This is a genomic window from Paenibacillus sp. BR2-3, from assembly GCF_046529485.1.
Lineage (GTDB): Bacteria > Bacillota > Bacilli > Paenibacillales > Paenibacillaceae > Paenibacillus_AQ.
Map to the genome: position 1 here is coordinate 4867518 of NZ_CP126311.1, position 25806 is coordinate 4893323.

The 25806-nt window shown below is 45.2% G+C and carries 27 protein-coding genes; 8 read left to right on the forward strand and 19 right to left on the reverse strand.

Annotated elements, in window-relative coordinates; translation table 11 throughout:
• Positions 1-118 precede the first annotated feature (118 nt).
• Both PaeBR_RS23345 and PaeBR_RS23350 read left to right on the forward strand, forming a co-directional pair.
• Positions 119-544 carry a MarR family winged helix-turn-helix transcriptional regulator gene (locus tag PaeBR_RS23345; protein ID WP_410512809.1) on the forward strand — a complete coding sequence of 142 codons (426 nt, stop codon included), beginning with the start codon at positions 119-121 and terminating at the stop codon, positions 542-544.
• A 55-nt stretch (positions 545-599) separates the two neighbouring features.
• Complete coding sequence (locus PaeBR_RS23350) at positions 600-1142, forward strand: NAD(P)H-dependent oxidoreductase (protein ID WP_410512810.1); 543 nt, start codon at positions 600-602, stop codon at positions 1140-1142.
• Positions 1143-1180: 38 nt separating this feature from the next.
• Here PaeBR_RS23350 and PaeBR_RS23355 read toward each other — a convergent pair whose 3' ends face one another.
• Entirely contained in the window at positions 1181-1543 is a 363-nt protein-coding gene (locus tag PaeBR_RS23355) for a winged helix-turn-helix transcriptional regulator (protein ID WP_410512811.1), read from the reverse strand.
• A gap of 139 nt (positions 1544-1682) precedes the next feature.
• Between PaeBR_RS23355 and PaeBR_RS23360 the strand changes: the two genes are divergently transcribed.
• Positions 1683-2894, forward strand: coding sequence for an MFS transporter (locus tag PaeBR_RS23360; RefSeq protein ID WP_410512812.1), 1212 nt, complete (start codon positions 1683-1685; stop codon positions 2892-2894).
• 85 nt (positions 2895-2979) lie between these two features.
• Here the strand turns inward: PaeBR_RS23360 and greA are convergent, their stop codons facing one another.
• Positions 2980-3459, reverse strand: coding sequence for a transcription elongation factor GreA (gene greA, locus PaeBR_RS23365; protein ID WP_410512813.1), 480 nt, complete (start codon positions 3457-3459; stop codon positions 2980-2982).
• Positions 3460-3635: 176 nt separating this feature from the next.
• Here greA and PaeBR_RS23370 point away from each other — a divergent pair, with 176 nt between their 5' ends.
• Positions 3636-5090, forward strand: a complete 1455-nt coding sequence (locus tag PaeBR_RS23370) for an FAD-dependent oxidoreductase (protein ID WP_410512814.1) — start codon at positions 3636-3638, stop codon at positions 5088-5090.
• 76 nt (positions 5091-5166) lie between these two features.
• On the opposite strand, the gene PaeBR_RS23375 is transcribed toward PaeBR_RS23370, so the two are convergent.
• The 6 genes from PaeBR_RS23375 to PaeBR_RS23400 all read right to left on the reverse strand — a co-directional run bounded on the left by PaeBR_RS23375 (position 5167) and on the right by PaeBR_RS23400 (position 9350).
• Complete coding sequence (locus PaeBR_RS23375) at positions 5167-5457, reverse strand: DUF6509 family protein (protein ID WP_410512815.1); 291 nt, start codon at positions 5455-5457, stop codon at positions 5167-5169.
• Positions 5458-5490: 33 nt separating this feature from the next.
• Complete coding sequence (rlmN, locus tag PaeBR_RS23380; protein ID WP_410512816.1) at positions 5491-6591, reverse strand: 23S rRNA (adenine(2503)-C(2))-methyltransferase RlmN; 1101 nt, start codon at positions 6589-6591, stop codon at positions 5491-5493.
• 262 nt (positions 6592-6853) lie between these two features.
• The gene (locus PaeBR_RS23385; RefSeq protein WP_410512817.1) at positions 6854-7510 is read right to left on the reverse strand and encodes a glycosyltransferase; all 657 of its coding nucleotides are present in this window, start codon (positions 7508-7510) and stop codon (positions 6854-6856) included.
• 148 nt (positions 7511-7658) lie between these two features.
• Complete coding sequence (locus PaeBR_RS23390) at positions 7659-8015, reverse strand: nucleotide excision repair endonuclease (RefSeq protein WP_410512818.1); 357 nt, start codon at positions 8013-8015, stop codon at positions 7659-7661.
• 499 nt (positions 8016-8514) lie between these two features.
• Positions 8515-8793, reverse strand: a complete 279-nt coding sequence (locus tag PaeBR_RS23395) for a hypothetical protein (RefSeq protein ID WP_410512819.1) — start codon at positions 8791-8793, stop codon at positions 8515-8517.
• Positions 8794-8867: 74 nt separating this feature from the next.
• Complete coding sequence (locus PaeBR_RS23400) at positions 8868-9350, reverse strand: hypothetical protein (protein WP_410512820.1); 483 nt, start codon at positions 9348-9350, stop codon at positions 8868-8870.
• A gap of 401 nt (positions 9351-9751) precedes the next feature.
• On the opposite strand from PaeBR_RS23400, the gene PaeBR_RS23405 reads away from it, so the two are divergent.
• Positions 9752-11002 (forward strand): GGDEF domain-containing protein, encoded by a 1251-nt coding sequence (locus PaeBR_RS23405; RefSeq protein WP_410512821.1) that lies wholly within the window; start codon positions 9752-9754, stop codon positions 11000-11002.
• Between the two features lie 105 nt (positions 11003-11107).
• On the opposite strand, the gene PaeBR_RS23410 is transcribed toward PaeBR_RS23405, so the two are convergent.
• The 6 genes from PaeBR_RS23410 to PaeBR_RS23435 form a co-directional block, all read right to left on the reverse strand.
• Positions 11108-13309, reverse strand: coding sequence for an alpha-galactosidase (locus PaeBR_RS23410; RefSeq protein WP_410512822.1), 2202 nt, complete (start codon positions 13307-13309; stop codon positions 11108-11110).
• 55 nt (positions 13310-13364) lie between these two features.
• On the reverse strand, positions 13365-14186 hold the full coding sequence (locus PaeBR_RS23415; protein ID WP_410512823.1) for a carbohydrate ABC transporter permease: 822 nt from the start codon (positions 14184-14186) through the stop codon (positions 13365-13367).
• Positions 14186-15058, reverse strand: a complete 873-nt coding sequence (locus tag PaeBR_RS23420; RefSeq protein WP_410512824.1) for a carbohydrate ABC transporter permease — start codon at positions 15056-15058, stop codon at positions 14186-14188. The genes PaeBR_RS23415 and PaeBR_RS23420 overlap by 1 nt, the downstream gene beginning before the upstream one ends.
• A gap of 81 nt (positions 15059-15139) precedes the next feature.
• A complete protein-coding gene (locus PaeBR_RS23425; RefSeq protein WP_410512825.1) occupies positions 15140-16396 on the reverse strand; it encodes an ABC transporter substrate-binding protein in 1257 nt (418 codons plus the stop codon).
• A gap of 158 nt (positions 16397-16554) precedes the next feature.
• Positions 16555-17589 carry a LacI family DNA-binding transcriptional regulator gene (locus tag PaeBR_RS23430; RefSeq protein ID WP_410512826.1) on the reverse strand — a complete coding sequence of 345 codons (1035 nt, stop codon included), beginning with the start codon at positions 17587-17589 and terminating at the stop codon, positions 16555-16557.
• A gap of 739 nt (positions 17590-18328) precedes the next feature.
• Entirely contained in the window at positions 18329-18721 is a 393-nt protein-coding gene (locus PaeBR_RS23435) for a HAMP domain-containing protein (protein ID WP_410512827.1), read from the reverse strand.
• Positions 18722-19012: 291 nt separating this feature from the next.
• Between PaeBR_RS23435 and PaeBR_RS23440 the strand changes: the two genes are divergently transcribed.
• Positions 19013-19930 carry an aldo/keto reductase family oxidoreductase gene (locus tag PaeBR_RS23440; RefSeq protein ID WP_410512828.1) on the forward strand — a complete coding sequence of 306 codons (918 nt, stop codon included), beginning with the start codon at positions 19013-19015 and terminating at the stop codon, positions 19928-19930.
• 106 nt (positions 19931-20036) lie between these two features.
• Here the strand turns inward: PaeBR_RS23440 and PaeBR_RS23445 are convergent, their stop codons facing one another.
• The 4 genes from PaeBR_RS23445 to PaeBR_RS23460 form a co-directional block, all read right to left on the reverse strand.
• A complete protein-coding gene (locus tag PaeBR_RS23445; protein WP_410512829.1) occupies positions 20037-20378 on the reverse strand; it encodes a zinc ribbon domain-containing protein YjdM in 342 nt (113 codons plus the stop codon).
• A gap of 119 nt (positions 20379-20497) precedes the next feature.
• The gene (locus tag PaeBR_RS23450; RefSeq protein WP_410511969.1) at positions 20498-21937 is read right to left on the reverse strand and encodes a transposase; all 1440 of its coding nucleotides are present in this window, start codon (positions 21935-21937) and stop codon (positions 20498-20500) included.
• Positions 21938-22058: 121 nt separating this feature from the next.
• Positions 22059-23345, reverse strand: coding sequence for an EAL domain-containing protein (locus tag PaeBR_RS23455; protein ID WP_410512830.1), 1287 nt, complete (start codon positions 23343-23345; stop codon positions 22059-22061).
• A 214-nt stretch (positions 23346-23559) separates the two neighbouring features.
• The gene (locus PaeBR_RS23460) at positions 23560-24240 is read right to left on the reverse strand and encodes an MBL fold metallo-hydrolase (RefSeq protein WP_410512831.1); all 681 of its coding nucleotides are present in this window, start codon (positions 24238-24240) and stop codon (positions 23560-23562) included.
• 226 nt (positions 24241-24466) lie between these two features.
• Here PaeBR_RS23460 and PaeBR_RS23465 point away from each other — a divergent pair, with 226 nt between their 5' ends.
• Positions 24467-24619: a hypothetical protein gene (locus PaeBR_RS23465; RefSeq protein WP_410515291.1), complete on the forward strand. Its 153-nt coding sequence runs from the start codon at positions 24467-24469 to the stop codon at positions 24617-24619.
• A 14-nt stretch (positions 24620-24633) separates the two neighbouring features.
• On the opposite strand, the gene PaeBR_RS23470 is transcribed toward PaeBR_RS23465, so the two are convergent.
• Positions 24634-25218 (reverse strand): NAD(P)H-dependent oxidoreductase, encoded by a 585-nt coding sequence (locus tag PaeBR_RS23470; RefSeq protein WP_410512832.1) that lies wholly within the window; start codon positions 25216-25218, stop codon positions 24634-24636.
• Positions 25219-25336: 118 nt separating this feature from the next.
• Here PaeBR_RS23470 and PaeBR_RS23475 point away from each other — a divergent pair, with 118 nt between their 5' ends.
• On the forward strand, positions 25337-25765 hold the full coding sequence (locus PaeBR_RS23475; RefSeq protein ID WP_410512833.1) for a MarR family winged helix-turn-helix transcriptional regulator: 429 nt from the start codon (positions 25337-25339) through the stop codon (positions 25763-25765).
• The last annotated feature ends 41 nt before the right edge of the window (positions 25766-25806 follow it).

The window sequence follows — 25806 nt, forward strand, 5'->3', positions numbered from 1 at the left end:
CATTTCTACTGCTCCGGCCCGGGTGATGTTGTCTTTAGGGATTAGCTGATTGACAGCATTATCAAAACCTTATATATTAGTTGTACATACAAAATAAACATTAAAAGAGGTATCTCTTATGGCCCAGGAATTTCTGCACAGCTGCCTGTTTTTCAATGCCAACCGTTTGAGCCGCGTGATTACAAAAATGGCCGAGGAAGAATTTGCCCCAACCGGATTGACCCCTATGTATGGTTACCTTATTCGTCTTGTTAACGGAGCTCCTGGTATTTCTCAGAAAGAGTTATCGGAGAAGCTGTACATTGCACCTTCTACCGTTACACGATTTGTGGACAAGCTCGAAGGCAAGAAGCTGGTTGAACGCAAGGTACAGGGGAAGACCGTGCTTATCTATCCAACGGATAAAGGCAAGCAGCTGGAGGAGACGATTGTTCGCGCATCCAGAAATCTGCTCCTTAGATATGAGGCCATTCTTGGCATAGAGGCTTCCGGACTGTTGTCCCGGCAAATTGAAGATACAAGCGATAAGCTGGAGAGAGAATAATTTTTTTAAGTTTTATTTTGTATGTACACACAAAATATTGTTGAGGAGTGGTTCTATGTCAAATCAAGTGAAAACACTGGTTATTATGGCTCATCCCGAGCTTAATCAATCCCGAATTAACAAGCGCCTGGCCGCAGAAGCAGAGGAAAGAGCCAACGTCACCGTGCATCATCTGTATACAGCCTATCCCGATGAAAACATTGACGTTGTCCATGAGCAGCAGTTATTGGAGGCCCATGACCGCATCGTGCTTCAGTTCCCCTTCTATTGGTACAGTTCACCCTCCTTACTGAAAAAATGGCAGGATACCGTACTTCAGTACGGATGGGCCTACGGTACAGGTGGCTACAAGCTCCACGGCAAAGAGCTAATAATAGCTATCTCCTCGGGTGGTCCTCAGGAAGCTTACCAGGCTGGAGGGCCTAATCATTACACCTACAGTGAACTGCTGCGGCCTTTTCAGGCAACAGCCAATCTCTTGGGCATGACCTTCCGGAGACCCTTTATTGTAAGCGGAATTCGGGGGATCAGCGACGAACAGTTAGAGGAATATGCATCGCAATACGGTAATTACATTCAAGGCCCGCCACTAGATTAACCAAACAGACAGCAACAACAAGACTGCTTATTCCCTGCCTATTTATTAAGTATATTATCCTCCAATACAGCAAACTTATCGCCGTATTCTTTGATGATATGATTCTCCCCCCAGGCACATAAGGAGTCTAATATTGATGTCAGGCTGTTCCCGTACTCACTCAGCTCGTATTCCACCTTCGGAGGAACCTGGTTATAACTGATCCGGTTCACAATCCCGTCCTGCTCTAATTCTCTGAGCTGCTGCGTAAGCATTTTTTGTGTAATCCCTGGCATAAGACGCTTCAGATCGCTTGTCCGCTTCTTTCCATGCGTTAAATGACAGAGGATTACGCATTTCCACTTTCCCCCGATCACTTCCAGGGTCGCTTCTACAGATATATTATATTTCTTTTTAATCATCATCTCTTACCTCCAAATTCTGCTAATGGGTACTTTTTAGTACCTATAGTACTTACAAGTACGTACTGTCTATTTCCACCCGGCTCATTCATAATAACACTTACCGGCCGGTAATTACCATAGTGTAGGAGTGGTGGAAATGTCATTAGATAAAAAACGCAGCACCCTGGCGCTGCTTGCATTGGCTGTAAGCGCCTTTGCCATTGGAACCACTGAGTTCATCAGCGTAGGGCTTCTTCCTCTAATTGCTGAGAACCTGAATATATCCGTGACAACAGCCGGATTAACCGTTACTTTATATGCTTTGGGAGTAACCTTCGGGGCTCCTGTCTTAACTTCCCTGACCACGGTCATCTCCCGCAAGGCCTTGCTGCTTGCACTAATGATCGTCTTCATAGCGGGCAACGGTCTTGCCGCCGCTGCGGATGGAATTACTGTACTGCTGACAGCCCGCGTCATATCTGCACTGGCACATGGACTATTCATGTCGATTGCTTCGACCATTGCCGCAGATCTCGTACCCGACAACCGCAGGGCTAGTGCCATATCGATTATGTTCACGGGACTTACAGTAGCAACCGTTACCGGAGTTCCCCTGGGTACCTTTCTCGGACAACAGCTTGGTTGGCGTGCCGCCTTTATCGGAATCGCTGCTGTCGGTATTATCGCCTTCGTAGCTAACATTGTTTTGATTCCTTCAGGTCTTCGCAAGGGAACCAAAACACCGCTGCGTGAGCAGGTTAAACTGGTAACCAATGGACGCTTACTGCTTGCCTTTGCGATCACGGCCTTGGGATACGGAGGCACATTCGTTGTCTTTACTTATTTATCTCCCTTACTGCATGATATAACCGGATTTGAGGAAAAGACGGTCGCCGGCATCCTGTTGATCTATGGAATTGCTATCGCCATCGGGAACGTAATTGGAGGAAAAGCTGCAAACCACAGGCCCATGACTGCCTTATTCTATATGTTTGCCCTGCAATCCATCGTACTTTTGGTTTTGCTATTTACCGCTCCCTTTAAAATCGCCGCGTTGATAACGATCTTCTTCATGGGATTGTTGGCTTTTATGAATGTGCCCGGATTACAGGTATATGTGGTCATGCTGGCAGACCGGTTTGCGCCGAGTGCAAGAGACGTGGCGTCTGCCGTCAATATTGCCGCCTTTAACGCCGGGATTGCGATTGGAGCATACCTGGGCGGTGTCGTTACAGACTCCATCGGTCTGATTCATACCACCTGGGTAGGTGCTTTAATGGTGCTTGGTGCGGTAATCCTGACCGCATGGAGCCGTGCCCTTGAGAAGAGGGATGAAACCAGTATTCAGAGTGAACCCGTTTATCAATGAGACTTATATCAAAAAACAGACGCCAGTCCTTTCATTCGCGAAAGGACTGGCGTCTTGGTTTATATCATCTATTTTACCGTTAGAATTAAAATGCCCGTATTTCAAGCAGCTCGTATTTGATGATTCCCATGGGTGCGTTGACATTGATAATGTCGCCAATTTTTTTCCCGATAAGTTCCTTGCCGAGCGGGCTCTCATAGGAAATTTTATTATCCAGCACATCTGCTTCCGCCGGTCCCACAACCCGATATTCAATCTTCTCGGAGTACTCCAGGTCATTCAGAATCACAACACAGCCGACACTGACAGCTGTCATATCCATACTCTTTTCATCAACGATCCTGGCCTTGGTCAACATCTTTTCCAGAATCATAATCCGGGTTTCCATGAAGGACTGGTCATCCTTGGCCGAGTGATACTCACTATTCTCCTTCAGATCCCCATAACTGATCGCTAATTTTAGACGGGCCGCCAATTCTTTGCGTTTGACCGTTTTTAACTCCTTCAATTCATCCTCAAGCTTTGCCAATCCTTCTTTGGTCAGGAACACTTCATCATTTGACATTTCTACAACTCCTATTTAACTGCTTTATTGTATTCTACCCTATAATCGATAAAGATGGCAAAAATAAGGGCGCTTTATCCGCGCAGGACAACCCGGAAGCTGAGAATAACATGTATGACGGACGCCTATAATATGCCTACACTTTCGAATCTAAATATGGAGTAGGAGCACGGTAAATGAAATTCAGGTTTACGAAGATGCGGTTGTCCCTTAGCCTCGCAGGAATACTCATTACTGCCTTTATCTTGTTACTGCGGGCAACCTCTTCAGTCCCGGTAACCGTACATACCAAGGCTTTAACCGCAGCAGCCCCCAATAGCTATGATGTTGTTGTCATCGGAAGCGAGATTCAAGGCGTGCTGCTGGCAAGGGAAGCGCGTGCGCTTGGCTTAAATGTGCTGATTCTGGACCCGCGAAGTAAACCGGGCGGCGAGCTGGTTCAGGCGCAAATGTTCTTTCTGGATGATGTTAATGACAACAAACATAAAAGTCTTGTTCAGGGGGAGATAAAGAGACTTTTCAAGAAATATAAAGCCGGAAAGATCCGGAAGACTGCAGATTTCCAGGCCTATTATGACAAGATCAGTACAGGGATACCCATCAAAAGCGGAATTGTCATTGACTCGCTGAATACACTCTCGGGTACGAATAACAAGACACTGAAATCCATGACATTTCATACCAAAGACGAAGCCTCCTTGACGATCCAGTCCAAGTATTGGGTTGAAAACACAGACTTTAGTGCCTTAACCGGCAGACTTGGGTGCAGACGTATTCCCGGAATGGAGAGTCTCTATAAGGGCAAGCAGCCCCATTATATGGCCGCTACTTATATGCTGAAATTCAGGAAAGTCGATTGGAAAAAGCTCCATAAGACAGTCCTGAAACATTACCCCTTAACAAATGTCCGCAAAAAATATGGCCCCAATACCTATGTGGACAAGCGCTTTGCTACCGGATTCAGCTATATTACAAAGAATTATACTTCGCTGGACAAGCAGCTAAGTCTGAGGGGGCTAAATGCATTCCACCAAAAGAACGGACAGGTCATCATTAACGGTCTGTTACTATATGATGTTAATCCCTCCGATCCTAAGTCGGTGCACTCAGCCATTACAAAAGCCCGGATTGAAGCGCCTGGCATTCTGGCTTTTTTGCGTAAGAACATGCCCGGCTTTGCCAGAGCTGAATTGAACGGCTTTCCAGAATATTTATATATCCGCGACTATAACCGGTACGAAACCGAGTATGTACTTGATTATCCAGATGTAATGGGAAGCAGGATGTTTTGGGACAACGTCAGTATCGGCGGCTATGCGATTGATCTCCAGGGAACAAGTGTGATGCCCAAAGGCATTGACTTTGGTAAGCCTGACCGCTACGGTCTGCCACTACGGTCCTTTGAGCTGAAGTCCTATACGAATGTGCTTGTTGTGGGCAAGAATGTGGGAGCTGCCATAAAAGCTTACGGCAGTGCCCGGATCATGCCGACAACAGCCCTAGCCGCTCAGACCATCGGTATTATCTTGGGACATGAGAAGAACAAGCTGCTTATGGAGCTGAACGAAAACGATTTTAAAAGAATTCACAACTATCTAAAGAAAGACTACAAGATTATACTGCAGCAGTAAAAAGGCTGATCCTCTTGGGGATTGGTTGTCCCAGCAATAAAAAAAAGCCTCAGGTCATGCTTGAGGCTCTTGTGCATTATTCGGCCGGCAAATGCTCTTTGCAAAAAAGAATTACAGCCTCTTCCTCGTCAGCTTCCATATCGAAGTCAAGCAATTGGTTCGTCCCTCTCTCCAGCAAATCATTGCTGATTATGCTGAACTGTTCCTCGTCTACCTTAACGATTACCCGTGCGCATACTCCATTCTCAGAGTGGAGCTCATCCTCCTCCGGAATATCCAGATCAAGCAAAAACTCATACCGCTTGCCGGTTAAAATGCCGAACGGGTCCTTCAACTGCTCAACGCTGTAGTCCGTGATTGTTAACATCTTTTTATCAGCCTCTCTTGTGAAAAATCCCCATCATCGTACCACATTTTGTTCAGCAATGCCTTTATGGAGAACCGCGGAGGCTTTAATTTGTTTGCTTCTTAGCTGTCCGCACGCTGCGTCAATATCCGTACCGTGTTCAAGACGGGTGCTGACACTAATCCCCTGTTTCTTGAGCGTATCATAAAACGCCCGTACCGACTCCCGTTCACTTCTCTGGTATTGGCTGTGTTCATCGACGGGGTTGTATGGAATCAGGTTCACATTGGCGAGCTGTTTTCTGCTGCTTAGCAGTTCAGCAAGCTCCAGCGCATGCTCTTTCCGGTCGTTTACATCCTTAAGCAGAATATATTCGATTGTAATTCTCCGGTTCGTTTTTTCCAAATAGTAATCAATGGCCTGCATTAACTTCTCTATAGGAATGGCACGGTTGATTTTCATAATCCGCGTCCGCAGCTCGTTATTAGGCGCATGTAAGGAGACAGCCAGGTTTACCTGCAAATTGGCATCCGCAAATTCAATGATTTTGCCGGCAAGGCCGCTGGTGGAAACGGTAATTCTTCTTCCCGCAATGGCTAATCCCTTGTTGTCTTTAATGATCTGTAGAAAGTCAACGAGGTTAGCGTAATTATCAAACGGCTCGCCGATACCCATGACCACGACATGGCTCACCAATTCATCTTTTTGCGCTTGATCCAGATAAAGCTGGACCTTCATAATTTGTTCAACAATCTCGCCGCTGGATAAATCACGGCTCTTGGCCAGCAGCCCGCTCGCACAAAAACTGCAGCCGATGTTGCAGCCAACCTGGGTGGTAACACATACAGACAATCCGAACTTCTGTCTCATCAGTACCGTCTCGATCAGATTGCCATCGTTCAGCTTGAATAAGAACTTAACGGTTCCATCAGCTGATTCCTGCATCGTATGTTCTTCCAAGGTTTGAATTACAAAATGATCGGCCAGCAATTCGATACACCCTGCATTCACATCCATCATTTCTGCAAAATCGCTTACCCGCTTATTATAAAGCCAGTCCCAGACCTGGGAGGCCCTGAATTTCTTATGACCGTATTGGAGCAGCCATGAGGTCAGCTGATCAAAGGTCAATCCATAGATGGATTCTTTATTCATTGTTAATCCTCTTTTCAAAACTTAATAATCCACGTTTCATTGTCTCAAATTTTTTCTATTAAAACAAGGGGATAAGTCCTGCCTCATGTGTCAAACGTTGAAGTATCAGCCCGAAATAAACGTAGTTATTAAGAAGAAACGGCTTTGCCGTCCTTAAAGGGACGGCACCCGTTTCTCGTAAAAATATAAGGAAAAAGTATGGAGTGAAACTTATCTTTCTTATATTTAGAAAAAGGCACCTTTTCAGGTGCCCTTGCTCTTATTATTTAAACGACTTGGGAAATTGCTTGATAATTCCTGCTGTAAGGGTGTCTGCCAGCTTGATCATATGCTGTTCCCCTTTATCAAAGGCATGGATGTCAGCAACCCAATCCTTTCCGATTCTGGCCACGACAGCATCTGTTACCAATTGTAAATGCACATGCAGTTGTTCCCGCAACTCCTTCATTGACCAATTAGGGTTCGCACTGCTGAGAAACCGAGCGATATCATCGGCATTTCTATACCACTCTTTATTGTACTTTTCTACATCCCCCTGATTTCCGCTCTTCGCGGCACCTACTATTTTTCCTGCAATAAGAATATGCTCTTTCAGAAGTTCTGCCAGCTTATTCCCTGCTGCCTCTCCATAATAAGGCTTTATTGCATTCCCGAGGTCCTGCTGATTCTGCAAAAGCCTTGCTAATACCTTCTCCTGATCCTCCATACCCGCCACGGCGCTTACAATGTAGTTCCTCGTCCAAATCACATGGTCGATCCAGAGCTTCCTTAGATGGCTATTCAGCTCCACCGCTGACTGGCTCAAATATTGATTTTGCGAATGGATCTCTTTGTTCTCTGCTGCTCCTGCTTCCCCCGGTATCATAACCGACACGAGAAACATGCCTAACAGGGTTAGCTTTAAAAAACGGCTGTTCATGTTACCTTCTCCTTTTAATCATAAATTTAACATCCTGTTTATTGTGGACTATTCAACTCATTTCATTCATTAGAAAAAGCTAAAAAGGATGCCTTCAGCCCTATGGCTATTAAGACACCCTTCGTTTGTTGAAAACCGGCAACTGCATTTACTTATATAAAACTTTTTCCACATTGTATTTGGCCTTCATTTTATTCACAATATAGGTCTCATAAATTTCTCTATGAACGGGATCCTCGATAAGACAAACATCAATTCTGGTGACTTCATCCCGATGGTCTTTCATAACCGATACGGTATCCTCAAAATGCTTTTTGATGCGGGGTCTCAGCTTTCTTGCTTTGCCCACGAACAATAACTCATCCGCGTCGTTGTAAAACATAAAAATACCACCCATATCACGAGGGATCTGGATAAAATCGGTAAATCCATAAATATGGCTTAGCACAGGATTCTCCTGCTTGGTAATGGTAACGTCCGGTGTTGGAATGGTTATGGTTATCACGGGTAGCTCACTTCCTCTTTGTATATAGGAGTAAATAGTATCACAGATCCCGGTGCAACACCATTTCTATCTCCTAATACGCAAAAGACACCTCTCCTTTCAAGGTGAAAGAAGCGGCGTCTCTTTTTTTCGTACACATCCCTTATAGCAGGGTTATAAAAAAATAAATCAATTGGAGCATTCTCCAGTTTAAATTGTCGGTGATCCCTTGCTCAGGGCAGAACCCTCATGCCTCGGGAAGAAATCCGGTGCCCCCGAAGATTCCTGTTATTCTTTTGGCTAACATCGTTCTTCGCGCAATCCCCTTTCGTTTAGCCCCATTCTGCAGTACTTGCAGGTCTCCGATTAAAATCAATTCTCCCCGCGCACGGGTTATCGCGCTGTATAAAGAATTTCTGTACCACATCGAATGCCGGGGGGTTGCGCGGGTATACCGTATTTAGGATATAGAGAACAGCCTGTGAAGCACTAAAAACTTCACAGGCTGCAGCAGGAACATTTAGCGTTCGGAAGATCTCTCCTGCTTGTTCAGTGCGTCAAGCCTGCTCTTTTCCTCCGCCAGCATCTCCTCGGCCAGTTCTACGCCTTGATTGCCCAATGACGGGTCCGTCTGGCGAACCGCCCGTTCGGCATGCAACAGACTATTCTCGGCTTGTTCTATAGTCTGTTCGGTCGGATGGCTTAAGGCCTGCGATACGGAGAAATGGAGCGCGTCAACTGAATTATGAGCCTGAGATACAAAGTTATTCGCTATCGGATTGGAATTGTAACGTGTCATGAATGTATACACTCCCTTCAGATATGCTCCTGTTCGCTTTTAGCATGGTTAAGGTGAGGTATTATTATGCATGGTTACCTTTTAACTTCAACTATCGTTTGTAGGGACGAATTCCAGCGCCAGCGCGGATAATCCCCCTGCAGATGCACACCGCCATACCATTCATCTATTCCTATACCGGAAATCCGGTTCACCTGTCCATCCATAACGTTCTTTCCAATCTCTGTTAAAATAACCTCGCTATCACTCAAGGGTTGGTTGTAGGCGGGAATGGCCTTTACCCCGTTTATTTGCAGCAATGGATACGGAGATTGGGACATTTTTCTTAGAATATGCCAGTATTCCAGATCCCCCATCCCTAAAACGTGGAGCTTATTCCCCACCTGATCAAACAATTCAAACGGAGAGTTTATTCCGGCATGGAGCATCTCCAGGGTTGTCTGCTCAGCGATGCCAAGTCCATTTACTGTAGAGGGGAACCGTGATAGATGGGCTTGGAATGCAGCATGCGCAAAGGGCAGCGCTGACGTATCTGTTTTTAGCAATTGCTGCAGCAATTCCGGATCCCGTGAGGTGTAGGCCTGCCAAAATCTTGCGCCTAACTCCAGCTCCGGGTCTCCGATAGGCTTCCACGTTCCGGCTAACGTCCCCAGTTGCTCGACAGACAGCTGTCCCTGCCCCCGGAAACTCTCCGATACACAACAAGCTTAGCTTTGTTTTCAATAGGGGTTGTCCCGATGAGGATATACCTCCCTCCAGACCAAAATATCACCCTGGACAATCCCCTGCCGCAGCTTGTTCCCCACTGAATCCCCGTTCACTATATGGAGCATGCTTTTTCCCCCTTCGAGATTAGTACCTCTTATTCTATTGGTGTAACACAAATAACTTTATTTCTCTATGGAAATTTTGGAGTATAATAGGTAAAACGCGGGGCAGGGAAGGAAAGTAAAAGGCTATGCTGAAAGCAAGAATATTTGATTTTTTATTATTTCTCACTTCAATAGTTGTTGCCTTTGGTTCAGAGGGCATTATCGTCCATAACCATATATATTTAAAAGCATTGCTTGTGTACTTGATATTCTCCAGCATTTATTATCATCTGCGTATAGTAAGCAAAACCGGGAATTCAAACATTGAATATGGCATTAGCTATAGCTCGTCCTTCGGGGTGTTTACCGGTCCGCTCGGAGTATTCATTTTTGAAACCCTCTATAGATTTACTGTCTATTTCTATAAAAAGTGGACCAAAACCGCAGATCCCGAAGAATTTCTCGATACCTTTTATAACATAGGCTCATTTACCCTTTGCAGCTCGATCGGCTACTATTTGTACCAGTATCTATATCCCGGTTTTTCGGGCATCCCCTTTGGATTTTGGATTCTGATGTTTCTGCTGATTGTTGTTATTACCCTGCTGTCTTCTTTTTTTCTGATCATTACTTCCTATTTTTCGGGGGACATCACAACACGCTGGGAGGCTTTCAATCTTATTATCAGAAACAGAAGTCTGCTCGATATCACGAAAATAGCCATATCAAATTGCCTGTTGCTGCTTTTCCTCCAAGAAGGCAGATGGGATATATTAATTAGCGTATTCCTGCTTAATTACATCGTCAGCCGCTCCTTTTATTCCAAATCTCAAAGTATCCAGAACAAGTTCGAACGGGACAAATTCAAGCAAATGGCATACAAAGACTTTTTAACGGGCTCTTACAACCGCGCCTATATGGATAAAAAGATGAAGGAATTGGATCAAACCGAAGAATGGATCGGAATCGCAGTTGCTGACATCGATAAATTCAAAAAAATTAACGACGAATATAATCATGCAGTGGGAGATCAGGTCATCCGGCATTTTGCCGATACTTTAACCTCGCTATTACATGAGGACGATCTCTTGTTCAGAAGCGGCGGAGAAGAATTCACTATTTTCCTCAGAAACAAAAGCTTCGAGCAGACCGCCGGGCTGATGGAACAGATTCTTCACGGAATTCAGAACAGTTCGGTGAAGGTAGAGTATGGCGAAACTAGTGCGCATATTACCTACACCGCTTCATTCGGGTTGTACTACTATAAGATTAACCCTAATGTATCCACGGAAAAAGGTTATGTCAATGCGGATAATTTGCTGCTGGAGTCCAAGAAGCTGGGAAGGAACAGGGTATCAGTGAAATATGAAAGGGTAGAGCAGGAAATGAATATCTAACTTTAAATGATGAAAGACGACAAAGCCATTCCCTCTACCGGGTAATGGCCCTGTCGTCTTTTGTACTTAATTAATGGCTCATGGTTGATAGCCTTGTTGCTCCGCTTACTCTTGAACCGCCTTCACCTTCCACCACTTGCTTGCGTAATCATGATGAAATAGAGGTAGATGGAGCCCTGCCTGCATGAGCAGGTCTCCTCCGTGAAGGCTGTCCAGCCCTTCAACGCTATAGGTCCATTCGGGATTCAAACCCTTCAAGTTCAAGCGTTTCATAGGAGCATTGGGCACCGCAAGCACTTGGAAATAAAATACCAAGGCCTCTGTACGGTCTTCGGAAACAAACATCCATGCTGTCTCGTTCCCCTTCCCGGTAAAGGGACTTCTTAAGCGATAGAAATCACCTTGCTGCACCAGAGACCGGATCTCCTTATATACAGACACCTGCTCCCGGACGATTGCTTTCTCTTCCTCCGTAAATACAGTCAGATCCAGCTCATAGCCAAAGTTGCCGGACATGGCTACGTCTCCACGTGTCTCCAGAGGGGTTACCCGGCCTACCTGATGGTTCGGTACAGCCGACACATGGGAACCCATCGTGCTGATTGGATAAACTATGCTGGTGCCGTATTGGATCTTGAGGCGCTCTACTGCGTCGGTATCGTCGCTCGTCCAGGTCTGCGGCATGTAATACAGCATTCCCGGATCGAAGCGGCCTCCCCCACCGGAGCAGCTCTCGAACAAAACTTCGGGGAATTTATTCGTTAACCGCTCAAGGAGCTCGTAAAGTCCAAGGATATACCGGTGGGCTGTCTCGGACTGCCGTTCCGCGCTTGCCAATGCCGAACCGATCTCCGTCATATTCCGGTTCATGTCCCACTTGACGTACGAAATAGGAGCTGATTCGAGGACCGCGCTTAACGATTCAAACAGATAATCTCGGACATCCTGCCGTGACATATCCAGAACCAGCTGCTTCCGGGCTTCCGTCCGCCGCCGCTCTGGAGCGTGCAGACACCAGTCCGGATGCTTCGTGTACAGGTCGCTGTCGGGAGAAATCATCTCCGGCTCGAACCAGAGGCCGAATTGCAAGCCTTGGCTTTTGACCCGCTCGGCCAGATCTCCCAGCCCCTGGGGCAGCTTGTTCCGGTCCACAATCCAGTCCCCCAAAGAGCTGGTGTCGTCATCCCGCTTGCCAAACCAGCCGTCATCCAGTACAAAGAGTTCAATCCCAAGTTCAGCGGCCGATGTAGCGATAGCTTCGATTTTGTCCGCGTTAAAGTCGAAATAAGTCGCTTCCCAGTTATTGACCAGAATCGGACGCTCCCGGTCACGGTACGCACCTCGGCACAGACGGGTCCGATACAGCTTATGATAAGTCCGGGATAGGCCTCCGAGCCCTTCCGGCGAATAAACCATCACGGCCTCAGGCGTTTGGAAGCTTTCTCCCGGCAACTGAAGCCACGAGAAATCAAAAGCATTCATCCCGATGGATACCCGTGTTGTATCGAACTGGTCCACTTCCGCCTCCGCCTCGAAGTTGCCGCTGTATACCAGGCTGAATCCGAACACATCGCCCTGGTCCTCATCCGCATTCGGCCGGAGCAATGCAACAAAGGGATTCATCTGGTGGCTGCTGGCGCCCCGGCGGCTCTGGGCAGTTGTGCTGCCATGACCCAAGGGTCTTCTTTCCATGTGACGCTCCCGGGTCCAGGAACCGTGCAGGTTGAGCCATTCGAAATCGGCATCCTGGAAATTCACGCTGGCACTCATTGCCTTCAGGATACGGAACGGCTCCTTCCCGTTGTGGATAAACCGTACGGATCGTGCCATGGCGCTGAATGCCCCGAACACGGTATAGCTCAGTACAACCGTAAGCCCCAGGTGTTCATCCCTGAGCTCCAGTTCAAGCGTCTGCACATCGTCGCCATCTTCCGCATATACCGCCGGGAGCCCTTCGAGAGCAGGCTTGCCTTGAACAATACGGTGGGTACTATATTTAAGCTCCGTTACCCGGGTGCCGTCTTTTAGCTGAATCTGATAAGCCGGAGTTCGGAAATCACCCGTTCCATACTGAGGGTATTCCTGGGGCAATGTATCCAAGGATATGCTATTGTCCTCCGGCACCGAATTAGGAATGAACGAACAACGCTCTACGTACCGAATCAACCCCGTCAGGTTCCCGTGCTGACTTAGTCTTTTTCCCCAATACGCATGGGCCGGATAGCCATGTACTAATTGGATCACGTAGCTCATGTCCTTGGACTGAAGATGAAACAACCCCTCTTGTTCATGATAAAAAATAGCCATAGTATGCTCTCCTTTTTCTTTGTATGATAGTACGTTTATCTCTGTTTTTTGGCAGTTATTTCACTGCCCCGCGTGTAACACCGCTAATAATCCATTTTTGCGCCAGCATATATACAATCAGCATGGGTGCCATAGCCATTAAGTAGGAAGCAAACGCAAGGTTCGTCTCCTGTCCGAATTTCGATTGGAAAATGAATTGTGCCAGCGGCAAAGTGGCTTGCGATTCTTGGTCCAGCATAATAAGCGGCAGCATAAAGTCGTTCCATGCCCATACCGTTGTAATAATAGCAACCGTAGCATTAATGGGTGCCAGCAGCGGAAATACAATCTTCCAGAAGGTTTGCCATATCGAAGCCCCATCCACGACTGCCGCTTCATCCAGCTCTTGAGGCAAGCTTCTTAAATATCCGACATACAGCAGGACATTAAAGGACAAGCCGTAAACAATATAGAGTACTATGAGGCCATACAGATTATCCAAGCCGAACTTGGCTGTCAATTTTACTACAGGGAGCATGATAATCGGGAATGGAACAAACATCGCACTGATGAAGTAAAAATACAGGCTTTTGAAAAACTTGTGGTCAAAATTTTTCTTTATCGCATAGGCGACAAAAGAATTGGTTAATAGCGTAAGGGTAACGGTTAATACGGTGATTATGGAGCTATTCCGAAACTTTTGCCAGTAATCTACCTGTTCAGCAGCGATGCTGAAATTTTCCCATCTCCATGCTTTCGGAAAAGCGAGCAGGCCGTTTGCTATTTCCTGGTTATTTTTTACCGCCAGCATGATTGTCATATACAAGGGAAACAGCAAGAATATAGATCCGGCAATAAGAAAACAAGTGGCCAGCCAATTGGTCCGGTTTAAACGCATTATAAATTCAGCTCCCTCTTCTGCAGATAACGAAGCTGGATAAATGAAATCGCCACAATGACCACAAAGTAAATCACAGCGTTGGCCGATTGGAAAGCAAATTCATTACCCGAGAATCCGTCCTTGTAAATCAAAAACGCAATCGAACGGGTTACTCCGAAAGGACCTCCGCCCGTCAGTGCAAGAACCTGATCGAAGACTTGTAGAAATCCCTTGAGAGAGAGCACCATGTTTATTGTAAAAAATGGAGCAATCATCGGGAACGTTATGCCCCAAAACTCCTTCCATTTATTGGCTCCATCCAGAGCTGAGGCTTCGTATAGATCTTCAGAAATTGTTTGCAACCCTGCCAGGTATAATACCGTGTTAAAAGCCGCAGATTGCCATACAGTAACGAAAACAATGGCCAGCCATGCGCCTTTCTCATTTCCGAGCGGGTTGACCATCCATTTCTCAATACCCAGGTACCCCATCATATCAATCCAAAAGTGTGCAAAGAAATAATTGAAAATATAAGCAACAATCAACATGCTTAAAATATAGGGCATGAAATAAAGACCTTTAAAAAAGTTTTTAAATTTAATATTACTATTCAGGGCCAGCGCTATGGCTAAGCTCAGAATATTTACTATAATCGTCGTTACGATGGCGAATTTGAACGTAAACAGGTATGCACCCATAACATCCGTATCTTTAAAAACATTGAGATAGTTTACGAACCCCACGATTTTGTAAGTAGGCCGAAGTCCGTTCCAATCCGTAAAGCTATAAAATATCCCCATTAATGCCGGTATACTATGGAAGACAAAAAACAATATCGAAGCGGGCAAGACCAGTAACAAGTAGGTTCCCATATTTTTTCTTTTCAACATGCATTCCTCCTGCTCCCCATTAAAATAGGAATGAAAAGCGACATCATGCTTTTCATCCCTTTTTTATAATGCTATTTAGGTTTAACGATTAGCCAATTTGTCATACTCTGCGTCCATTTTTTTCAGGGCATCATCGACATTTTTCTTCTGCATCAGTTCTTGAAGAATGATGTCAAGCGCCATACCGTTAATATAGTGATCCGGGAAGTCAGCTACACGGCCTTCTTCAAATACAGGCTTAAGGTCTGCATAGACTTCATCGTTCTGGAACACATCTTTAATAGCGGAGAATGATTTTTGCTCGTCTACATACTGCTGGGCGTTATCCGGCTGCATCATGAAGTCGATAAATTTCGTCGCTTCCTCCGGAGCTTTGGACGAGGCGGAGAGAGCAAACAATACATCGACACCAGATACAAGAAAGTTTTTAGATTTATCATTGGTTAACGGGTAAGGGAAAACGCCAAGTTTAATATCAGGATTAGCCTTCATGATTTCTGGAATGGCCCAAACGCCTTGAAGATACATCACGGAGGACCCTTTAGCGAATTTGGTATTCCCGTCATTATAGCCGTCGGCGAAGCGGTCTCCAGGCTGGCCATTCTGCATAAACTCAACATATTGAGTCATCAGATCTTTGTGGCCGGCTGCGAAAGTTGTCTTGCCCTCTTTACGATCTGCGTAGAACGTAGCAGGCTGTAAGTCCGCTACGAACACATTCCAGGCAGGCAGGGGTGTCCAAGCGTCTTTGAAGGCCATATGAAATGGCACTTTACCTGCTGCTTTAATCGTAGCCAAGACCTTGTCCATCTCGTCTTTAGTCGTCGGGACCGATAATCCCAGGGCTTTGAATTCGTCTTTATTGTAAATGATACCGTTTGCATTCGCGGCAAAAGGCACTCCGTAGAGCTGTTCAGAGCCTGTAATCAATTGCAGGGTTTTCTTGTAGTTCTCGATTACATTAGCCTGACCCGGGTAATCCGTAAGATCGGCCAGAACACCGTTTCTGGAAAGATCTTCGAACTGCGCATCTCCGCCCACCGAGATGATATCCGGCACATCGCCCTTGGCTATACGGGTTTTCAGCACCGTAGCAGCTTCAGGAACGTTAGTCTGAACAATGTCGATGCCCGGGTTAGCGGCTTCGAATTTGTTAATCAATGCATCATAGGTGGCAACCGCTTCAGATTTATATTGGAAAAACTCGACCTTTACCTTTTTGTCTCCGCCGGAAGCTTCTTCATTCTTGCTGCCCGATGCATCTTTATTGCCGCCACATGCGCTAAGAGTCGAAATAACTAACAATAATGCAATAGCAAGAGATAATGGTTTTTTCATTGTATTGCCCCCCCAAATTTGAGTTGAATGCGAACTTCATTTCCGATACAATAAAATTGGTGTTTTTTCTAAACCGGCCTAGTCATTGCAGTGACTGGGTCTTTTCTTTTTACTTGTTCCATACATCACCTCCCCATAGAATCTATAAATCTATTTGCTCATTTTTCGCGTGCTCCGCAGCTTTCCCGGACCTCCAGCTCTGTTTCGATCGTGACATGAATGGCAGTTTCCCTTCCTTCCAAACGCTCCATCAAAAGCTTCACAGCCGTTCTGCCAATTTCCTCGGGATATACTCTCACACTGCTCAGAGGCGGATTCATAAAGGCCGAGACCTCAATATCATCAAATCCTATAATTGCCATCTCCTCCGGCACCTTCACCTGCTGTTCATGCAATGCCCTAAGGGCGCCAATGGCCATCGGATCACTGGCAACAAAACACGCTCTCGGACGGTTCGGCCTGGTGAGCAGTTCTTTCATTTGCTCGTAACCGCTCGCCGTACTCCAATCTCCCAGGAGCATATAATCTTCATTGAACAGCCCCTTTTCATTCATTAGCTGCTCAAAATAAACTTGGCGTTTATCGACTACAGGATCTCCTTCATGTTTGGGCGATAGCTTATAAAGATAATCCCGTCCTCCAATCATGCCGATATCCCGGTATCCGAGAGCTATAAAGTGTTCAACCACATCTTTTACAGCCTGTTTAAAGTTGATGCTGACCGAATCATAACCCCTTAATTCTTCAAGGGTATGGTTGACCAACACGATAGACTTATGATTAGGAAAAAACCTGCGGATATCCTCCGGATCAATAGAACCCACTACGATCAAACCATCCATTTGCTGGCTAGCTGTTGGATCTACTTCATTTCCTCTGATCACCCTCCCGATGGGAATCCCAAGCTCATCGCATCTTTTTTCAATGCTGATACGAATTTTGGAGAAATACGGGTCTTCTTTTTCATCATCGGCAGAAATCCATATGAGCAAGCCTACCTGCTTACTGGATAAATCGCTTTCTTGTTTCAACCGTTTCACACGGTTTGGCTTATATCGCATCAGCTCTGCAATTTGAAAAATTCGTTCGCGCGTTCCTTCGCTTACAGAAAGAGTGGCATCATTATTTAATACACGGGAAACCGTCGCCGGAGATACATTGGCTTTTATCGCTATATCTTTTAATGTAGCCATCAGAAGCAACACCTTTTAGTTAATATATTTACTTAATAATTGAATTTTAACACACGGATACCCCAATTGCAAACCCTTTCATTGTAGATTTCGCCTAAAATAGCGTCTGTATTTAATATTCTTCAGTCAATACTGTTATTAAATTTATTATTTATAAGATTATTCAGGAAATTTATTAACTTAAAAATCTTTTTGAAACAGAGCAGTATAAGCAGTTAAAGATAAAAAGGACAGAGTTGGGCAGCGGCCGGAAGTCCAAACCTTCATCGTAGTTATTACCGACACCTGTAAAGGAAATTCCTAAATTCAAATTATCGGGTTGTTAGCGCACCACGACGAACAAGCATGGGTGTGGGGGTAAGGCAAATCCACAAGACCTTTTTGGCGGACTCAGGAGACGCTACCCGACTTGAAATACCCCCGATTTCGTATTTGGCGGACAGAGAAGCCCTTATTTAGTTGAAGGTGGGCTGAAGAAGGCGTTGAATCCACAATTAGCGTCACCTCAGTCCGCTTCTGTTCTCTTTTAGTACATCAGCACGATATAAGGGCTATGCAGTCCGCCCAACGGCTCGATTCCGTACATACCCGCATGCAACATTTTATCAAGCACTGATTCTGGTGTTGATCGAAAAATTCAATGCCTTCTTAGATTTGAAAAGCGTTGACAGCTTCTCTAACTTCTCAGCCAAATTCTTCAATTCCTGCATGTTTGCAACGATTTGATTAGCAAAAACCCTCACCTGGACCACGCCGTTTTCCGTCTCATTGGCTGGTCATTTGAGCTTCTTGCAATCTCTTCAACGGATACGGCTACCTCGTTAATCGAAATGGTCGTATCGAAAACAATGTTCTCAAGTACCTGGGAAGAGCTTAAGACAACATCGGCGGAGTCCTTAACGGAACCGATTAGTTCATTTACGTTCTTGGTCATGATCCGGAAGGAGTCGTTCAATTGACCGATCTCATCTCTATTCAGCTCTTGCACATTCAGATTACCCAATGCCACCTCATCCACTGCCTTGGTAATTTTCTTGATGGGCCCGGAAATATGCTGCGCAAATAAGACAATGACGACTGAACCCAGTACCAGCACGACCAGAACCTCGCGCAATCGCTGTGCATGACTCATCACCTCACCGGTTTGAACATCCGGCGATGTCTCTAGTAAACGTGCTCACACCAATCTCCACTTCATGTCCCTCCTTTGGTCTCGTCGGCTGCTTCGTAAGCGGATGGCATCAATCGCCGATGTCTTTAATTTTAACTTTTACACTGCCTTTTACAAGTTGTTTGAAATCCTCATTCAAATATCATTGATCGGGACCGAGGACGAATTAGTAAATCTTGAAAACTATAGTACTAGTGTGTCACAATCAATAGGGAAAGTTACCCTATTAGAATTAAGGAGGCTTAAATCATCGTGAGAACAATCAATCTTGGAAACAGCACGTTAGAAGTGCCGGTCATTGCAGTCGGCTGCATGCGTATTAATTCACTGGACAAAGCCGAGGCTGAGCGTTTTGTCCAAACAGCGCTCGAAGAAGGTGCGAATTTCTTCGACCATGCGGATATTTATGGCGGCGGCACATGTGAGGAAATATTCTCGGATGCCATTCAGATGAATGATGATATTCGTGAAAAGATCATCATTCAATCCAAATGCGGCATTCGGAAAGGATCGTTCGACTTTTCCAAAGAACATATCCTGGAGTCGGTGGACGGCATCCTGAACCGGCTGAGAACCGATTACCTGGACATTCTGCTATTACACCGTCCGGATGCATTGGTAGAACCGGATGAGGTGGCAGAGGCCTTCAATAGACTTGAAAGTTCCGGGAAAGTGCGGCATTTCGGCGTCTCCAATCAGAATCCGATGCAAATACAGCTGTTGAAAAAGTCGGTAAAGCAGCCTTTCGTTGCAAACCAACTGCAATTAAGCATCACCAACGCCAATATGATTTCCAATGGAATCAATGTGAATATGGAGAATGATCCGGCTGTGAACCGTGATGGCAGTGTGCTTGATTATTGCAGACTGAACGATATCACCATTCAGCCTTGGTCGCCGTTCCAATACGGATTCTTTGAAGGCGTATTCCTAGGCAGCGACAAATTCCCGGAGTTGAATCAGAAGATCGATGAAATCGCAAAGAAATATGAAGTCAGCAATACGACCATTGCCACTGCGTGGCTTTTGCGCCATCCGGCAAAGATGCAGCCGGTTATCGGTACAATGAATATAGAGCGGTTACAGGATTGCTGCAAGGCTGGCGATATTTATCTGACGCGTGAAGAATGGTATGAAATCTATCGCGCAGCTGGAAATGTGCTTCCGTAACATGCGTAAACATTTATAATTAAACAGCTCCGACACGCCACTAAAAAGCAACCTCCAGTCATCAGTGACCAGAGGTTGCTTTAATTTTTTATGGCATCGATCGTATTTATACCTTTTTAACAAACTCGGACTTTAAACTCATAGCTCCAAAACCATCGATTTTGCAATCGATATCATGATCTCCGTCCACCAAACGTATATTTTTTACTTTTGTGCCGATTTTTACGACGGATGAACTTCCTTTGACTTTAAGGTCTTTGATTACCGTTACGGTATCACCATCGTTTAAGACATTTCCATTTGCGTCTTTGATGACCTTTTTATCATCACTATGTTCGGCGTCTACATCCAGGGTCCACTCATGAGCACATTCCGGGCAAACTAACAGACTCCCATCCTCATAAGTGTATTCGGAATTACATTTGGGGCAATTTGGTAAAACATTCATAATTTCATAATCTCCATTCGCTATTATTATATTTTGAGATCATTTCCCGGATTTCTTCTGCCGGTGCCGGCTTGGCAATATAGTACCCTTGTATCTGGACAGTGAAAAGTTCTACAACTTTAAGAAGCCAGAGAATCGTGCTCAACATGAGTGTTCTCCTGCTTGGATTTAATTATTTTCGTTATGGATAAGTGCGGATTTTGCACAAACAAGCGAAAAATAGACTTGCGTAAATAAGCGGCAACGGTAGCCTCAGACACCACGGCATGGGACGGCGTACGCAGATAGCGGAAAAACAGCCCCGGCGTCCGGCCTGAAAAATGCAGGCTAACCAGCTGCAGCAATCCCATCGCGATGCACTGGCACATCACGAATCCCTCGATCGCCTGAAGCGTCCGCTGAATTCGCTGCCGGTCTTGTTCGTCCTTTACCGCTTTGAGTGGGTGAGCTTCCTCTTTTTTCAGAAACCGGTTCAGCTTCGGCATGGACTTGCTCCAGAAGCGGTAGCCGAAGGCGCCGATGACCTGCTTCATTTCCCGAAACGTACACTCGATCTTGAAGCGATAGCCATACAAGCGGATGATGTCTGTGGCAGCTAAGGTCAGATCGGTACTGACCAAAATGGAGGGGCGGCCCTGATGCACCACCAGCACAAAGCGCAATTCCTGATACAAGCCCTGTCCCCAAAGCAGATCCAGGCATAGAAATTGCACCTTCTCTTCTTTGCCATACAGGGGAACGGTGGCGGTTTGAAAATCGGCAGCGCGAGTCGTGAACCACTCCTTCAGTTTGACCGCCTTGCCTTTTTTCGCCGGTCGGCCACGTCCTGGCTTCTTGGCCGCAGGGCGTTCATAGGCCACCACGTTGGATTTGGCTTTCGTCACCAGATGCATCCGGGCTTCGGAGGCGAGATGGCACGCCTGCAACCGCTTCAAGGCCGGAACCGACAAGAAGTAACGATCCAAGAGCAACAGCGCTTGACCGAAGCCTTTCGCAGCCTCGAACCCTTGTTCAATCATCTGAACGACGTGGGAAGGCGGCTCCGGCTCGTTGTCCGCTTTCTTCCAGCCCAGGATGGTCTGGACGCCGTCTTGCAGATTCATGAACAAGGGCAAGCAGAACCATTTCCGGGAATCGCCGACCAGAATGCCGATGGCCCCAAACAGGTGACCGAAAATATAATTGCCCTTGGAGACGTTTTCGGATTCCTGATGGAGCTTCTTGACGCCCGGCATCCGGCGACCTTCCTTGGCTTGCTTCATGCCATCGCCGACGAGTACCACGCGATCCTGAATCACCAGCAGGGGCGCAGACTGGCGAACGACCTGAAGCCACATCCGCCGTAAGGATGACGGAGACCAAGCCGAAGAACGGAAGAAGTGAATGAGCGTCTCATAGCAGCCGCCATTCAGGGAGAGGTCCCGAATCACAGAAGTCACGCCCAGATGGTCGGAGCGCAGCATAAAGCCGATGACCAAAACAACGAACCACTCGAAAGTGGCTTGTCTGGAGAAGCACGAACGGAAGGGAAGTAAAAGTTCATTCACGTATTTGAGCATAGGTATGGTCAATCGCTCGGAAATGAGGTACACTTTTTGTCGTAACCCATTTAGCGATTGGATCTCCTTTCTGTGTGAGAACTAAAAGGATACCATACCATCGTCTGATTGGGTTATTTTTCTATGTTACGATTTTTCGACAAGAACTTTTGACTGTCCAGCCTTGTATAACATCACAATGTAATTCTTCAAGCAATTTCAGTTGTTCCTTTGTTTCTACTCCTTCCGCAACGACTTTGATATTCAACTTATGTCCCAAGCTGATCATTGTTCTAACTATGGCTGCATTATCCCTGTCGTTAAGAATATCTCTAATAAAAAACCGATCAATCTTCAGCTCATCCACCGGAAATTCCTTGATATATCGAAAAGAGGAATAGCCCGAACCGAAATCATCAATGGATATTCCGATCCCTAAACCTTTTAATTGTTGAAGCTTGGAAATGGTCTGGTTTTCATCCCCCAAAAATAAATTTTCCGTTATCTCCACTGTGCATGCATTTAACCGCTGGGAAACATTCTTTAATAACAGGTCGCCAATTTCATGGCCTAAGGTATCGTTTACATATTTGAACCGGTCCAGATCAATCAACATAATGGCTACTTTGTGGTTCTCCTTTTGTGCTTTTGACATCTCTTGTTTGAGATGCTCGTAGAACATTCTTCGATTCGGCAGTTCGGTTAATGAATCATGATAAGCCATATGTTGAAGTTTTTTATTATTCTCTTCTAATTCGGTTGTCCTTTGCTGCACCTGAGACTCTAAATTGGAAGACAACTTCCGAAGCTTCCCTACTATTTTTTCATTTTCCCGTAACGTAAGGATTTGCCTTACAATAATCAGGGACATCGTAAAATATAATCCAGTCTGCAAATCTATTAATTTATCGAAATGTTGGCTTACCAATATGATCAGTATGAACGCACTGGCGTATGGAATCCAGCTGTCACATTTTCTCTTTAAGCGTATTCTTCGATCCGATTCGTATTCTTCCGGCAAATTTAATTCATCTGCGGCATGTAAACCTGATACCCCTTTTAACAAGAGGGTGATTCCCCACAAAGGGTCGACATATCCAGATACGTAGGAACCTTGGGACGATAAATAAATATAGACTAAATCCGCGATAATTTCACAGCTGAAACCAACAATAAGAATAGACAAGCCTTTCTGGTGAACCGTATATCGTGAGATAAAATATAAGCTGATCACAGCAAATAAAAGCCCTAAATCCAATATAGGATAAACCAGTAAAACCAGATCACCCAATTCAGAACCTGATTCCGAGCTTAATAAAGGCGAGACAATATAATGCCAATACAGGGTTGCGGTTACCATCATAAAAATGCCTGTGTCAAAAATAAACCGAACCATCGGAAAAGAACGGTCGTTTTTAATGATTTTCATTTTATAAATTAATGCAGTCAGAAATACGCAAAGCATAATGATCCAGAATAAATCGGCCAAGCTGGGGAACGGGGTTATTTGTAAAACAAATTGATAATAGATCCAAGTCCCTTGTCCGGCGAGGAAGAATACAAATCCAATGAGCAGCAGCCAAAACAGTCATGGAACGATATATTTCTACTAAAAACAACAATAATATCCTACTATTCGCATGCTATGGAATCAAAGCTCTAATCTGTTCGTTAACCCTGTTTGTACATAGACCTCCATGGAAACAAATCACTTTATCTATATCATAATCAAGAAATTCACTTAATGATTTTAGAGCCAGAGGCAAGTCTGGTGTAGTCTGACTGGTTGGAGCTTTTAACTCGCCATTCACACTATGCAAAGCATCGCCAGCAATCAGAATCTTACTCTGTTTTAAGTACAAACTGATATGGCCTGGGGTGTGACCCGGCGTAAATATTACTCGAATGCCACCAAAGCAAGGAAGCTCGTCGCCTTCATTCAAGATGTGATCAATCTTTATTTTAGGTGGGTTATCAACTAAATGCTGCAATTCTTCTGGCAGTTCTAATTTTAAAAGCGGCCTTTCTCCTTCAATATATGGCTTGTCAAATTCGTGAGCGTATACAGTGAAACCAGTACCTAATTCATGAACTAGGGCGGGTAAAGCTCCTATATGATCCATATCTTGATGAGTAAGAATGACTGAATGTATTCTCTCCATGGGTACTCCTATTTTACTAATAACCTCTTTGATTTGTTCACTTTGACCTGGCATGCCAGTATCTATTAAGATAGCCGTACTGTCGTCCCATATTAAAGTGGGATGGAGCGTAAACCCCCCGATTTTCAACGGAATCATAGATACGCCTTCTGCTACCAACATGTTCATTCCCCCTTTGAAAGATTTATTTAATCCATCGTTGAGCATGACAACTCATTTTTATAAAGATCAATGACATTCCTAGGGCAACTACCTTTCATATTATCGGCTATTTCAAAGAAACTAATGAAGTCTTGAGGCATCCACAGGAATATTAAGATAAAAAAGTCGTTACTCCCGATTCGTTCAACCAGGTTACGTTGCCTGTGATCTCAAACTCTATCCGTTTATTGCTGATGCTTCCCATGAACTGAAGATACCTCTAGCCATCACTAACACCATGCGGAAGTGGCTCCACTATATCAAATCGGAAACGGAAAGAATGACAAGACTGACCAATGATCTTTTGTACTTGACCCAAATGGATGTCATTGGAGAATGACCGAGGGATGGCCCCTAATTCACCCTTTTGAAATAGTGATATATCCTGTTCAGCTTTTCTTTATGTCTGCCCCGCGGACTCTCCATGCTGCCGAACTCAAAGAACTTCACTTTCTTGATGCCAACATAGCTAAACAATGCTTTTCGCATTAATGTTTTGTGGGCATTATGTAGCCATAGCAACGGATAATGAGCAGGCCCCTTCATACTGGAGATACAAACTACTGACTTCCCCTTTAGAAGCCCCTCAGGCAGAATCTTCCCCGTATCCCTATACGCAAATCCAGAAGAAAACATCTGGTCAATATACCCCATAAGCATAGCCGGAGGACGCCCCCACCAAATCGGATACACCAAAACAATCTTGTCGGCCCACATCAGCTGATCCCTGTATAGCGCAAGATCCGGGTCCGTATGCATATCTCTCCTGCGCTTGGTCTCGTTAAAAACCAACAGCGGATTAAACCCTTCCTCATATAAATCCAATACCTTTACCTCTTTAATAAGAGGATTCTCTTTACTGCCCCGGAGCACTTCCTGCAGAAAAGCATAGCTTAAGCTCTGATGATTCGGATGTGTATATATAACTAACAATCTCATCTTAAAACCCCTTTACTTATCATTTGATAAGCAAAGGGTAGCATGCACAAGAATTAGTTGTCAAATGATAATTGTTTTGTGATAATTATTTTGCTATCGTGTCAGTTGAGGTGATCCTGTGGACAAGAACGTATTGTTTCAAAAATTTGTGGCCTTCACAGCCGCCGTTCATCAAACAACGAATGAGATAACAAAAAATGTGAAATCCGAAACAATTACGCCCCTTCACTATAAAATTCTTGAATACATTGCAGTCAGTCAGCCTGTTACGCTCAGTGAAATCAGTGAATGTATGCATATGTCCATGCCGAATACGAGTCGTGAGCTGAGAAAATTAAGCGAAAAGCAATTCCTCGAAAAGGTTGCTGATGATGAAGACCGGCGCAAGCATATTATTCGACTTTCCAAAAAAGGGGAGGCGATGATGAACGAGTCTTTTCAACGCATTGAGTCCCGGTTTATTGAACGAATGGAACATGTTTCGGAGGAAGAGTTAAAAGAAATAGAGCGTGCGCTCGATCTTCTTCATAGCAAGGTGTTTAATTGAGGATTCTTGAAGGCCCCTCCAAAGTTAAAGAGCACCCCGAA

What these genes read in the sequence shown, in the direction of transcription:
- PaeBR_RS23345 (WP_410512809.1), top strand. Translation starts at nt 119, where the DNA reads ATGGCCCAGGAATTTCTGCACAGCTGCCTGTTTTTCAATGCCAACCGT.
- PaeBR_RS23350 (WP_410512810.1), top strand. Translation starts at nt 600, where the DNA reads ATGTCAAATCAAGTGAAAACACTGGTTATTATGGCTCATCCCGAGCTT.
- PaeBR_RS23355 (WP_410512811.1), bottom strand. Translation starts at nt 1,543, where the DNA reads ATGATTAAAAAGAAATATAATATATCTGTAGAAGCGACCCTGGAAGTG.
- PaeBR_RS23360 (WP_410512812.1), top strand. Translation starts at nt 1,683, where the DNA reads ATGTCATTAGATAAAAAACGCAGCACCCTGGCGCTGCTTGCATTGGCT.
- greA (WP_410512813.1), bottom strand. Translation starts at nt 3,459, where the DNA reads ATGTCAAATGATGAAGTGTTCCTGACCAAAGAAGGATTGGCAAAGCTT.
- PaeBR_RS23370 (WP_410512814.1), top strand. Translation starts at nt 3,636, where the DNA reads ATGAAATTCAGGTTTACGAAGATGCGGTTGTCCCTTAGCCTCGCAGGA.
- PaeBR_RS23375 (WP_410512815.1), bottom strand. Translation starts at nt 5,457, where the DNA reads ATGTTAACAATCACGGACTACAGCGTTGAGCAGTTGAAGGACCCGTTC.
- rlmN (WP_410512816.1), bottom strand. Translation starts at nt 6,591, where the DNA reads ATGAATAAAGAATCCATCTATGGATTGACCTTTGATCAGCTGACCTCA.
- PaeBR_RS23385 (WP_410512817.1), bottom strand. Translation starts at nt 7,510, where the DNA reads ATGAACAGCCGTTTTTTAAAGCTAACCCTGTTAGGCATGTTTCTCGTG.
- PaeBR_RS23395 (WP_410512819.1), bottom strand. Translation starts at nt 8,793, where the DNA reads ATGACACGTTACAATTCCAATCCGATAGCGAATAACTTTGTATCTCAG.
- PaeBR_RS23405 (WP_410512821.1), top strand. Translation starts at nt 9,752, where the DNA reads ATGCTGAAAGCAAGAATATTTGATTTTTTATTATTTCTCACTTCAATA.
- PaeBR_RS23410 (WP_410512822.1), bottom strand. Translation starts at nt 13,309, where the DNA reads ATGGCTATTTTTTATCATGAACAAGAGGGGTTGTTTCATCTTCAGTCC.
- PaeBR_RS23415 (WP_410512823.1), bottom strand. Translation starts at nt 14,186, where the DNA reads ATGCGTTTAAACCGGACCAATTGGCTGGCCACTTGTTTTCTTATTGCC.
- PaeBR_RS23420 (WP_410512824.1), bottom strand. Translation starts at nt 15,058, where the DNA reads ATGTTGAAAAGAAAAAATATGGGAACCTACTTGTTACTGGTCTTGCCC.
- PaeBR_RS23425 (WP_410512825.1), bottom strand. Translation starts at nt 16,396, where the DNA reads ATGAAAAAACCATTATCTCTTGCTATTGCATTATTGTTAGTTATTTCG.
- PaeBR_RS23430 (WP_410512826.1), bottom strand. Translation starts at nt 17,589, where the DNA reads ATGGCTACATTAAAAGATATAGCGATAAAAGCCAATGTATCTCCGGCG.
- PaeBR_RS23435 (WP_410512827.1), bottom strand. Translation starts at nt 18,721, where the DNA reads ATGAGTCATGCACAGCGATTGCGCGAGGTTCTGGTCGTGCTGGTACTG.
- PaeBR_RS23445 (WP_410512829.1), bottom strand. Translation starts at nt 20,378, where the DNA reads ATGAATGTTTTACCAAATTGCCCCAAATGTAATTCCGAATACACTTAT.
- PaeBR_RS23450 (WP_410511969.1), bottom strand. Translation starts at nt 21,937, where the DNA reads ATGCTCAAATACGTGAATGAACTTTTACTTCCCTTCCGTTCGTGCTTC.
- PaeBR_RS23455 (WP_410512830.1), bottom strand. Translation starts at nt 23,345, where the DNA reads ATGAAAATCATTAAAAACGACCGTTCTTTTCCGATGGTTCGGTTTATT.
- PaeBR_RS23460 (WP_410512831.1), bottom strand. Translation starts at nt 24,240, where the DNA reads ATGTTGGTAGCAGAAGGCGTATCTATGATTCCGTTGAAAATCGGGGGG.
- PaeBR_RS23470 (WP_410512832.1), bottom strand. Translation starts at nt 25,218, where the DNA reads ATGAGATTGTTAGTTATATATACACATCCGAATCATCAGAGCTTAAGC.